Annotated in this window: 9 protein-coding genes; 1 reads left to right on the top strand and 8 read right to left on the bottom strand. The window is 65.4% G+C overall.

Translation table 11 applies throughout. The features are described from left to right. Positions 1-7: 7 nt before the first annotated feature. The 3 genes from SLG_RS05605 to SLG_RS20275 all read right to left on the bottom strand — a co-directional run bounded on the left by SLG_RS05605 (position 8) and on the right by SLG_RS20275 (position 3736). Positions 8-1792 carry a ShlB/FhaC/HecB family hemolysin secretion/activation protein gene (locus SLG_RS05605; protein ID WP_051003704.1) on the bottom strand — a complete coding sequence of 595 codons (1785 nt, stop codon included), beginning with the start codon at positions 1790-1792 and terminating at the stop codon, positions 8-10. A 451-nt stretch (positions 1793-2243) separates the two neighbouring features. Then, positions 2244-2420, bottom strand: coding sequence for a hypothetical protein (locus SLG_RS21640; protein ID WP_158512684.1), 177 nt, complete (start codon positions 2418-2420; stop codon positions 2244-2246). Further along, the gene (locus tag SLG_RS20275; protein WP_014075468.1) at positions 2417-3736 is read right to left on the bottom strand and encodes an EAL domain-containing protein; all 1320 of its coding nucleotides are present in this window, start codon (positions 3734-3736) and stop codon (positions 2417-2419) included. Before SLG_RS20275 ends, SLG_RS21640 begins: the two co-directional genes overlap by 4 nt. 226 nt (positions 3737-3962) lie before the next feature. On the opposite strand from SLG_RS20275, the gene SLG_RS20815 reads away from it, so the two are divergent. Further along, positions 3963-4868 carry a tyrosine-type recombinase/integrase gene (locus SLG_RS20815; RefSeq protein ID WP_083853321.1) on the top strand — a complete coding sequence of 302 codons (906 nt, stop codon included), beginning with the start codon at positions 3963-3965 and terminating at the stop codon, positions 4866-4868. A 533-nt stretch (positions 4869-5401) separates the two neighbouring features. Here the strand turns inward: SLG_RS20815 and SLG_RS05595 are convergent. The 5 genes from SLG_RS05595 to SLG_RS05575 are packed head-to-tail and all read right to left on the bottom strand — an operon-like array spanning position 5402 to position 11001. Further along, positions 5402-6898: an aldehyde dehydrogenase family protein gene (locus SLG_RS05595; protein WP_014075467.1), complete on the bottom strand. Its 1497-nt coding sequence runs from the start codon at positions 6896-6898 to the stop codon at positions 5402-5404. Positions 6899-6908: 10 nt separating this feature from the next. Then, complete coding sequence (locus tag SLG_RS05590; protein WP_014075466.1) at positions 6909-8522, bottom strand: GMC family oxidoreductase; 1614 nt, start codon at positions 8520-8522, stop codon at positions 6909-6911. 33 nt (positions 8523-8555) lie between these two features. Then, the gene (locus tag SLG_RS05585; protein ID WP_148276503.1) at positions 8556-9020 is read right to left on the bottom strand and encodes a hypothetical protein; all 465 of its coding nucleotides are present in this window, start codon (positions 9018-9020) and stop codon (positions 8556-8558) included. After that, complete coding sequence (locus SLG_RS05580; RefSeq protein ID WP_014075464.1) at positions 9017-9442, bottom strand: c-type cytochrome; 426 nt, start codon at positions 9440-9442, stop codon at positions 9017-9019. Before SLG_RS05580 ends, SLG_RS05585 begins: the two co-directional genes overlap by 4 nt. Before the next feature lie 14 nt (positions 9443-9456). Then, positions 9457-11001: an FAD-binding oxidoreductase gene (locus SLG_RS05575; RefSeq protein WP_014075463.1), complete on the bottom strand. Its 1545-nt coding sequence runs from the start codon at positions 10999-11001 to the stop codon at positions 9457-9459. Positions 11002-11018 lie beyond the last annotated feature (17 nt).

The following is an 11018-nucleotide window of genomic DNA, read 5'->3' as shown; positions in this document are numbered from 1 at the left end:
GCGCGGCTCAGAACCGAAGCCAGACGCTTCCCATCGCGCGCACGCTCCGCTCCAGCGGCGAACCGGTGGGAGCGGTGAGCGCGCGGCTCACTTCGAATGATCCAGAAATGTACCGGCTCGTCTCGATCCGGACGCCGCCCCCGGCGGACATGGCGCCGCGTTGCCGGCGTTCTCCGGCCAGCAGCGCACCCTTCTGTCGCAGCGTGCCGCCGTCCAGAAAGCCATAAAGCTGCAGCCCGCCCGGGGCGTCGCCGCCCAGTCGGACCGGCAGGCTCCAGCGCAACTCCATGCTGCCAAGCAGGCAATGATCGCCCGTCACCTCACCGGAATCGAAGCGCCGCCCGAACCTGCGACCGCCAAGGCTGCATTCCGCCGCGCTCAGCAGCGGCCCCCGGCTCGCATATTGTGCCTGCGCGGCCATCAGGAGAGACATCTGCCCGCCCAGCGCCCGACCGATCGGCTGGAGCCGCTGCGCCTCCATGGTCAGCACCATGTAATCCGGCACGCCGTTGGCCCGGCTGTTGCCGCGCGCATCCAGCACCCGCAGGCCATGCTCGGTCCCCAGCCGGATCGCCGTGGAGGACTGGTCGCCCGAGGAGAAGCTGTACGAAACGCCCAGCGACACCGTCCGCAGCCGATCCCGCATCTCGGCGACGTCGAGGATATCCGACTCACTGTTCGCGAGGCTCGCGGCGAACTCGACATCCAGATTGCGCACGCGCGAGCGGATCAGCGGATAGCGGGCCGCCAACCGCACATTGACTGCCTTGCCCTGATAATCGAGCAGCTCGAGCAGGGGCGCGACGGGATCGGTGTTCGAGTAGAAGCCGGATAGCGAGACCGCGAGCCCGTCCGTGCCGATGAACGTCGCATATTCGCCGCCGAGACTCCAATGCGCATCGCCAAGCGCACTTTTCCATCCGTCGATCCGGATGCGGTCGCGCGCCGCCACCGTGCCATACAGGTTGAGCGAGCCGCCGATCACATGCGTGTCGAGCGAAGAAGGCAGGTAGCTGTTGTAACCGACCTCGGCCGCGGCCTTGTCCCGGCTGATGTTAAGCGTGACGACCGAACCGCCCGGCGTCCCGGGTGACGCGGAGACGGTGGCAGCGACGCGAACGCCGGGAATATCGTTGATCAGCAGCAGATAGCGCTCGAAATCCGCATTGGTCAGAGGACGGGCGCGCGTGATACGGTCGGCCAGGGCTGCCACCGGCCCGCCGGGCCCGCCCGGCAGCGGATCGCCCGTGAAGCGGATCGCCTCGACAAAGCCCTCGACCACGCGGATCGTCACGTCCCCCGCCTCGATCCGCTGCTGGGGAACCACGGCGAAGGAAAGCAGATAGCCTTCCCGCGCATACAGACGGGTGATCGCGTTGGCGAAGCGGAACACGTCTTCCACGGACACCTCGGCGCCCGGGGCATGGTCCCATTCCGCCATGAGCCGATCCAGCGGCAGCGCTTGCGCCCCCTCGATCCGGATGGACCGCCAGACGAACCGCGCGGCTGCGGCGGCTTCCGGTGCCTGCTGCTCGCTCGCGGGTCCCGACAAGGGCGGGGGGGCGCGCGGCAGCTCCGGCAACGGCTCGATGTTCTCGCGGATCCGGTTCGGATCCAGCGTGGAGGGCACGGGCGGCGGCGTCGGACTCTGCTGGGCAAAGGCGGGACAAGCCGCCAGTACCAGGCCTGCCAGCGCGGGCCGGGCCATCGCGCCGATCCGGCACAGATAAGTTCCCGCCTCCGCCTGACCGAAAGTCGACAGGCGCTTTGAACCGATGATGTGGAAAAACACTATCCCCCTCCGAAATTTCCGGGATCGGACAGCGCTGTACCAGATCGATGGGTGGCCACGGCCGCAGACCGCGCCAGTTTGGACCAATTCCCGCTGCCTCCGCCGACCGCGGAGGCGAGACGTGATGCACCCGTTGATTGGGCTGGAGATAGGAGCATCACGCCTCTGTCCCCCCGGGTCGTCGCCTCCGAAGGGCGCCGATGGCCGACCGGACGCGCGGATACGCATCCCGGCCGGACACCGGAGCGCGCAAGGGATGGGAAGCGGCGGCCCAAGTGGGAGGTTGGGTGATCGCCGCTTCCCCGTTGCCTTCGGGGCGACCCGAAGGAACATCGAATTTCCATGGGCTGCATGGCTGCATGCCCTGTATCTTCACGCTGCGCGGCCTTCCTCACCCGGGCCTGAACCCTCGGTCTCGGTGCGCCAGCGATGATCGGCCCCACCCGATTCTTCACGGTGCAATCAGCTTCATGATACCCCACCAGAGCAGGCCAGCCGGCGGCAAGGCCAGAATGAAACCGCGAAAGAAGCCGGCGCCATCCGGCCAGTCTTCCGCAAGCTCGTCACCCGCTGGGGACGCCGCCACCGGCGCGACCGGCGCGCCAATGCCCTGCGGCCCCATCTTCACGCGCCCGCTCCAGCAGGGCCGATGAAGGCCGCCGCAACAGGCGACGCGCCCGGCAGCATCGCGGGAGGCGCTACGGAGAGGTGACCAGCACTGCGACGCGCGAGCACCGCAGCACTTCTCCAGTCGCCCGCAACCCGCCAGACGCGCCCCGCGCTCGGCCGACCCCAGAGATAACCCTGCTGCCAATCGATGCCCAGGGACCGGCACAACGCCGCCTGATCCTCCGTTTCCACACCCTCGGCAATGACGGTCGGCGCGAGGGACGCGGCAAGACCGGCAAGATGCGTGAAGACGCCCCGTCCCCGATCATCGAGGGTCGCCCTTTGCAGGAATGCCCGGTCGATCTTCACGACATCCGGCGCGAGCGCGAGCAGATGCCGGATCGACGCATAGCCCGCGCCGAAATCGTCGAGCGCGATATGGCAGCCGAGCCGCTTCATGCTTGTGACGAAGCGCACCGCAGCCGAGATATCCGGCAGGGCCGCTGTCTCGGTGATCTCTATGGTAAGTCGCCGCGCCACGGACGGCATCGCCCGCAGCCGCCGTGCCACGTCGTCCCACCAGGGGTCACGGCGCGCGCTGTAGGCGGAGATGTTCACCCCGAGACGGACGTCGGGATCCAGCTCCAGCTCGGTGAGCACGCGGGAGACAATGTGATGATCCAGGACCCGCGAGAGGCCCAGCCGCTCGAAAGCGCCAAGAGTCGACTGGGGCGACAGCCTCTCGCCATCCCGGTCGACGATGCGCAGCAGCGCTTCATAATAGAGACTGTCCTCCAGTTCCCGCGCATCGCGGACCGGCTGCCAGAGCAGCAGGAGACGGTCCCCGTCCGGCCGGGCCGCCACATCGGGGGAAATCGCACTCATCAAGTCCACCGCGAGCGCCATGTCCGCGCGGTAGCGCTCGGCCCGGGAACCCGGCGCGCGATCGGCATCGCCTGCGACGGTTTCATGCTGCCAAGGAGCGATGCCGCGCAGGTTCTCCGGCGCGACGGAAGGCGGCGGCAGGTCCCATGCACCCGAGAGCAGCAGGAGGACGTTGCCCTCACCCGCCTCGACGGGCAGGCATGACATGGCGGCGCAGAGGGACCAGAGCCAGGCCCGGCACGCGTCCGCACACGCGGCATCTTCCATCGCCGCAAGGCTGGAGAGCCGGCAATCGACCCGCCCGTCAGGTTCCGGCGTCGCGCTGCCGCTCCCCCGCAGCAGCCGGTTCACGCGCCCCGCAAGCTCGTCCAGTGCCAGAGCCGCCGCTTCCTCACCATAAGCAAGCCGGACCTGGGTGAAATTGTCGGCCCGTAACGTGAAACGTGCCACCTCTTTATCGCTACACACCGTGCCACGGCGAAGAAGACGGACATTATCCAGTCCGGGCTCGCCATATCTCCTGATCGCACCGGGCATCAATTGCCTCCAGATTCGATCCATCTCCATTGATGAGTCTGTTACAGTTTAGCCAAAAGTGTAACATCACTTCCCGACAAACCTTCGCAACCCGCCCTAATTTCGGCGATGCAAAATCAATAGGAAAAGGTTTTCGGGTATGTCTTGGACAGTTTATAGCAATGATGGTCAGAGAAAATATTTAACCCATAACGAGATAAAGGCATTTTTGAGGTCAGCTAAAAGACATTCCGCGTCTACATATGCTTTCTGCTGGATACTGGCGATCACCGGTTGCCGAATTTCTGAAGCGCTTTCCCTTACAGATCAGAGCATTGACTTCGAATCAAAGCAAGTCATCATCCGTTGCCTCAAGAAGAGGCAGAAGCGCGTTTACCGGGCTATTCCCCTACCGACGGAATTGCTTGTCAGTCTGAACAACTGGATGAAACAGGGTGTCCTGGAACGTCCGAGACTTTGGCCCTGGTCGCGAATGACGGCGTATCGCCATGTCTGCCAAATCATGCGCGAAGCCGGTATTGCCGGGAGTTTCGCGACACCCAAGGGCCTTCGTCATGGTTTCGCGGTGCGCGCCATCCAGTCGGACGTTCCATTGAATCTTGTACAGCGCTGGCTGGGTCACGCCGATATCAAGACCACTGCGATCTATACCAACGCCACGGGCCCGGAAGAGCGGGAACTGGCGTCCCGTTTGTGGTCAGGACGGTCAGAACGCGGCGTCAGGCATGGACAATCTGGTCCGAAACGATCGGTAATACGGGGTACGGTTCAAGCAACGCCAGCGGGTATGGAGGCTCCGGCGACCGTGCGCCTGACGCCCCATTTCCTCACGCCTTATCAGGATGTTGATTCATGCGTTGGAGGCAAGGGGTCGACCAGTGAACTGGCCTGCCCGCCGAGCGGATCAGGCAAATTCGCAACGGTCATCAGGCATAGAGAGCAATCTGGAGCAATTCCGTCTTGTTGCCTGTTACACTTTTGGCTAAACTGTAACATGGAAAAACGATATATATCAACATCTTACTCCATAAGCAGCACGATTTGATCCAATTTTGCGGATCAGTGATGCGACCCACCGCACCGCAACATACGCACCGCATGGCTTATGGTTCCGCAGGCTCCCCTCGGGATGTCCTGCTCGCCATATACGGTGCGCCGATCGCTGCATCCTGCCAGGCCCTGAATGAACCTCGCCGGCGCAACGCCCTCTCCTTGATACATGATAACCCGGGCCGACGACGTCAAAAAACTCACTGACGGTCAGTGGCGTTTCACCCTGGACACGAACTCGCTTGCAGCGGCCCGCCGACCTTCGTGAACACCTCTCCCATCCGATGGCTTGCCATCATCCGCAAATGGGCGGCTCATCGACCCCGGAAACGGCGCGTCGAAACCCTGTTCACCTCGCCTTGTTCGGGCGTCTGGCAGCGTGGGAAGGCGAACACGCCTTGCCTGGCCCTACAGCCTCCGGCGTCAATGAGCAACAGGGCCGGCGATTATCGCAGGCGGCAAGGCGTGTGGCTCACCCGTGGGCGTTGGGGAGCCGGTCGTTCTACGCAGAGGGACTTGGCTCCCGCTTCAGTAAGCGATCATCACCGCCTTGGTCTCGGTGAACGCTTCCACGCCATAGCGGCCATTTTCGCGACCCAGCCCGGACTGACGGAAACCGCCGAACGGCAAGGCGAACTCCATCCCAGCCCCGTTCACTTTCACCGATCCGGCACGCAGCCGCTTCGCGAGGCCATGGGCCGCCGCCAGATCGCGCGTCCAGACATAGGCGGAAAGCCCATAGACGCTGTCGTTCGCGGCGCGAGCTAGCGCGTCGAGGTCCGCATCGCCAAAGCGCATGACACTCAGGACCGGGCCGAAAATCTCCTCGCGAACGATGCTCATCTCCGGCCGCGCGTCCACGAAGATGGTCGGGTTGACAAAATAGCCGGGCCCGTCCGGGCAATCGCCACCCAAGGCCAACGTAGCGCCCTCGCGTTTGCCCGCCTCGATGTAGCCGAGTACCCGGTCGCGCTGTTGCGCTGAAATGAGCGGTCCCATCACCACGCCCTCGGCGATACCCGGCCCGACCCTCAGCCCACGCGCGAAATCGAGGAGTGCGGTCATGAAAGGCTCATAAATGGCATCCGCCACGAACAGCCGGGACCCTGCCGCGCAGACCTGACCGCTATTGCCGAAAATGCCCATGGCGACTCCCGGCACGGCCTTGCGGAGATCGGCGTCTTCCATCACCAGCACGGCGGACTTGCCGCCCAGTTCCAGCGACACGCGCCGCAAGTCCGCGATGCTGGCGCGCAGGATGCCCTGACCGGTTGCGGTCGATCCGGTGAAGGATATCTTGTCCACATCGGGATGGGCGACCAGCGCAGCGCCCGCAACCGAACCAAGCCCCGTGACGACGTTGACGCTCCCGTCCGGAAAACCTGCCTCCGCGACCAGCTCGGCAAGCCGCAGTCCAGTCATGGGCGCCAGTTCGGCAGGCTTGAGGACGACGGTGCAGCCGGCCGCCAGCGCGGCAGACACTTTCGAACAGGTGATCGCGAACGGCGCATTCCAGGGCACGATGAGCGCGGCGACGCCCAGCGGATCGCGCGTCGTATAGCCATGCCAGTCACCCGGTACGGAGACCGGCACGGTCTCGCCGCCGAGCCGCCGCACCCAGCCGGCATTGTAGCGGATGGCGCTCACGGCGCCCGCCACCGCGCCGCGCGCGTGCGCAAAGGGCATGCCATTGTCGAGCGTCTCCATGGCAGCGATCTCGTCCGCCTGCCGCTCGATGAGATCGGCCAGATGGAGGAGCAACTGCTCGCGTCGCGCAGCGGGCATGGCTCGCCAGCCGGGATGATCGAAGGCGGCGCGCGCGGCGCTCACCGCGGCATCCACTTCATGCGCGGTTCCAGCGGCGATCTCTCCGATCTGCCGCTCATCGGCGGGATTGAGGACAGGGATGGGTGCGCCGCCCTGCTGCGCCTGCCAGTGCCCGGCGATGAAATGCCGGTTCAGTCCGGCAATGCGCGCCCGGGCACGATCGAACAGGATGTCGCGGGGCGCTTCGGCGTCTGCCATGAATGGGTCCTCAGGCGGTTTCGTGAAGGATGAGATCGGCCGCCTTCTCGCCGATCATCACGGCGGCGGCATTGGTGTTGGCGCCCACAAGCAGCGGCATGATGGAGGCGTCGGCGACACGCAGCCCCTCGATGCCGCGAACGCGCAATCGGGGATCGACCACCGCGTCCGGCCCGCGCCCCATCGCGCAGGTGCCGACCGGATGATGGACCACGCCGGTCAGCTCCGCCTTCATCGCGTCAAGCTGCGCCTCCGTCTGCACGTCCGGTCCCGGCAGCGTCTCGCGATCGATATAGCGGGATATCGGGCCCTGCGCGTAGATGCGGCGGGAGAGCGCCAGGCCCTTCTTGAGCGTTGCCCAGTCGTCGGGATGCTGCAGGAGGTTGAGCTCGATGCGCGGCTTGCTGTGAGGGCTGGCATCGCGCAGGCTCACCTGCCCGCGGCTTTCCGGCCGCAGCAGGCAGATGCCGTTGTAAAAGCAATCCTTCTTGGGTGCCTTGAATCCGGGAAACCAGATGTTCGCGTCCACCCGCACCGGGCTGACCATGATCTGCAGATCCGGCCGGTCCAGCCCGTCCTGCGAGCGGGCAAGAATGCAGGCCGAGGCAATCTGATTGGCGAAGGTGCCCGTCCCGAAAAGATACCAGCGCAGGAAGGACATGGCAGCGCGGTCGAAGCGCAGTTCCTTCGCGAAACTGTAGGGCGGCGTTGCATCATACTGATGCGCGAGGCGGACATGCTCCTGGAGATTGCGTCCGACGCCGGGCAGCGACAGCACGACATCAATGCCGTGCGCCCGAAGGTCCGCGCCATGGCCGATGCCAGACAGCATCAGCAAATGCGGCGAGCCATAGGTTCCCGCGCTCAGGATGACTTCGCGGCTCGCGTGCGCGATCTGGATCTCGCCACCCGCTTCATATTCCACACCGACGGCCCGCCGCCCCTCGAACAGGATGCGCCGCGCATGCGCGCGCGTGGCGATGGACAGATTGGCGCGCTTGCCGCGGATGTCGTCCAGATAGGCCCGTGCCGATCCGCAGCGCCGCCCGTCCCGGATCGCGATCTGCACGTCGGCGCAGCCTTCATTGTCCGCGCCGTCATAATCGGGATTGTAGCCAATGCCGCACAGCGCCGCCGCAGCGCGGATCTCCTGCGCCATCAGCCGGGTGGTATCGACCGGCGCAACGCTGATCGGACCGCCCTTGCCGCGCCACGCGTTACCGCCGCTCCAGTGATCCTCCGAGCGTTTGAAGTAAGGGAGCACATCTTCATAGCGCCACCCCTCGCAGCCCAGCCGCGCCCAATCGTCGAAATCGGCGGGATGCCCGCGGAAATGCACCATGCCGTTGATCGACGAGGAGCCGCCCAGCAGGCGTCCGCGCGGCAGGGGAAAGACTTTTCCGTCCACCGCCGCTTCCGGCTCGGACGCGAATTGCCATGTCAGGTCGGGGTTACGGAGCGCCTGCAGGAAGCCAAGCGGCATCTGCACATAGGGATGCTTCGCTTCACCGCCGGCCTCGAGAAGCAGGACCCGGTTGGCCGGATCAGCCGATAGCCGGTTGGCGAGCGCCGCGCCCGCCGATCCCGCGCCCACGATGATGAAATCAAAACGCCCGGCTTCCATCCCGTTCTACCCTCCCCTGGAAAATCGCAAGCCTCAGACAAGCCAGACGAAGGCGCGCGGCTGCCCGCGCGCGGCGGGGGCGTCGCGCAATGTCGCCACCAGCCTGGCCTGAGCCGGCGCCAGCCCACCCCCCGGCGCCCCGGCCTTGTCATCGATCGCCGCGTGATGCAGCCTTCTGCCCGCCTGTCGCGCCAGATCGCGCATGAGCATCATGTCGGTATAGCTGGTGAGGCCGACGATCGGCCCGGGCGTCCGCAGCCACGCCGCCCCTTCGCCCAGGAAATAGGTCACGATCTCGCCCTGCGGATCGGCGAAGGCGAGCCCCTGCCCCCGCGCCGTTGCCGCCAGCGCCCGCGCGCCCGGCATCCGCGCATCGGCAATGAACCGCGGCGCGGCACCGTCTCGAAGTCGCGGTTGGAGCAGAGCCGCCGCCGGCGCGCCGAGCACCGGCAGCACGGCGAGCCCCTGCAGCAATCTGCGTCGGTCGATCCGCATCATTTCCGCCCGTTTCGCGCCAACCAGGCCGCGATCCTGTCCAACTCCTCGTCCGACACTTCCACGCGGGACAGCGGCGGCATGTTGACCAGCCCGTTGCGGACGACCGCCTTCACATAATCGGCCTGCAGGTCCGTGCGCTTGTGCAGTTCGGCGGTAGCGGGATCCAGCCGACGGCCAAGCATGATCGTCCCGGTGTTGCGCCCGGCATGGCAGAACGCGCATTTCTCGCCATAGAGCCGTTCGCCCTCCTGCGAGGACCCGGCGCCGAACATCACCACCTGCGACTGCGGCATCATGGCGGGGCCGGTCGGCTTTGCCGGCGCCTCCGCCGCTTTTTCCGAGCAGCCACTCATCGCCGCCAGCAAACCAGCCGCCAGCAACGGTGAAGCGACGCCGCGAGCCGCTTTTGCCAAAGCGCTCATTCTTCCCTCCCTCTTCATGCGCGCCTCGTCCCGATGCCGTTGCGGCCCGGCGCGATGATGTTGTTGGGATCGAGACAGGCCTTGACCTTGTCGTTGAGCCTGCGCAGCGCATGATCGTTGAAGTCGAACGTTTCGGCGACCAGATCCATGTAGGAGATGTGGCCGCGATATTCGCCGAAGCCCTGCGAGGCCGCCTCGGTGACGAGATGACGGTACAGCTTGTCCACGCGCGCCACCATCGCGGGATCGTCCCGGTCGTAGAGAATGAGGCTCACATTGTTGACGTGCCGCCGCCCGATGGTGAAGCTGGCATAATAGTCCTGCCCGACCTGCTCGTAATAGGCCTTGATCTTGCGGGCATAGTCCAGGATCAGCTTGCCGTCCGACGGCATCACCGGCGCGAAGCTGAGGTGCCCGCCCCGCCCGCCATACCAGTTGACGCTTTGCAGGCCGATGGTCGTGGGAATGCCCCGCGCGGACTTCTCGGGCGGATCGCCCTGTTCCCACAGCTCGAACTTCAGTTCCTTGCCGAGACGGGGCTCGAACAGTTTGCGGATGATCTCCACCTGCGCCTTCACGGTCGCTGCATGGCCGAACAGACTGACCTTGGCATTCCACCAGCCAATGCCGAGTTTGCGGATCATCGCCTCGCAGGCGCTGTCCGGAATGGCGCCGGGGCCGTCATACCATTCCGCGCGCTGGGACAGGACAGAGGCCGAACGCACGGGGCTGCCGAACACGATATTGTGCTGGATGACGTCGCGCCGCCGCAAGTCCGCCAGCAGGTCGATCGCCCATTCCGCATCCTCGAACTTCGGGAAGGCCAGTTCGACCTTGGCTGTCATTTCCGGTTCCGGCTGCAGCCATAGGCCGGCGCCCGTCACCACCCCGAGATTGGACTGGAAGAACATCTGATCCCAGCCGGGGCCATAGCCATATTTATAATGCTGCCAGCCGGCGCTGCCAGCCATCGCACCCATGCCGGTGCGCACCAGATCGCCATCCGGCAGGACCACTTCCATGCCGCAGATCTGCTCGCAATGGTCGCCATAGGGTGTGTAGCCGATGCCGCGATCCAGCGCGTTGCCGATGATGCTCCCCCAGCTGTTGCCGGGCGTGGACATCCACAGCGGGATCTTCTTCTCGGCAAGATGGCGATAGAGATCGAAGAAGCTGACGCCGGGCTCGATGAAGCAATGGGCCTGCTTCTCGTTCACTGCGATGATGCGGTTCATGCGGCTGAGATCGAGGATCACATTGCCGCGCTCCGCCGGCGAGGCCGCGCCGTAGCCGAGATTCTTGCCCCGGCTGACCGGCCAGAGCGCCACGCTGAACTCGTTGGCGACGCGCAGGATGGCCCGCACTTCCTCCGTGGAGGCGGGTGCCACGATGGCCGAGCAGTCATGCGCGAGCCCGTCGCCCAACGCATAGGGATCGATATAGGTCTGCCGGTCCTCGTCACTGTCGAGAACGGCCTGTGAACCGACGATGGCGCGAAATCCGGCCAGCGCCCGGGCGAAGGCGGCCGGGCTGACCGTGCCGGGAAGGACGGCTGTCATCTCATTCTCCTGTCGGA

Origin of the sequence: Sphingobium sp. SYK-6 (assembly GCF_000283515.1) — a bacterium.
Taxonomy (GTDB): Bacteria; Pseudomonadota; Alphaproteobacteria; order Sphingomonadales; family Sphingomonadaceae; genus Sphingobium; species Sphingobium lignivorans.
This window is presented reverse-complemented; position numbering and strand designations above follow the sequence as displayed.

Excerpts from the sequence above, each read along its gene's own strand:
- SLG_RS05590 (WP_014075466.1), bottom strand. The coding sequence starts at position 8,522 with ATGGAAGCCGGGCGTTTTGATTTCATCATCGTGGGCGCGGGATCGGCG.
- SLG_RS05580 (WP_014075464.1), bottom strand. The coding sequence starts at position 9,442 with ATGAGCGCTTTGGCAAAAGCGGCTCGCGGCGTCGCTTCACCGTTGCTG.
- SLG_RS20815 (WP_083853321.1), top strand. The coding sequence starts at position 3,963 with ATGTCTTGGACAGTTTATAGCAATGATGGTCAGAGAAAATATTTAACC.
- SLG_RS05585 (WP_148276503.1), bottom strand. The coding sequence starts at position 9,020 with ATGATGCGGATCGACCGACGCAGATTGCTGCAGGGGCTCGCCGTGCTG.
- SLG_RS05575 (WP_014075463.1), bottom strand. The coding sequence starts at position 11,001 with ATGACAGCCGTCCTTCCCGGCACGGTCAGCCCGGCCGCCTTCGCCCGG.
- SLG_RS05595 (WP_014075467.1), bottom strand. The coding sequence starts at position 6,898 with ATGGCAGACGCCGAAGCGCCCCGCGACATCCTGTTCGATCGTGCCCGG.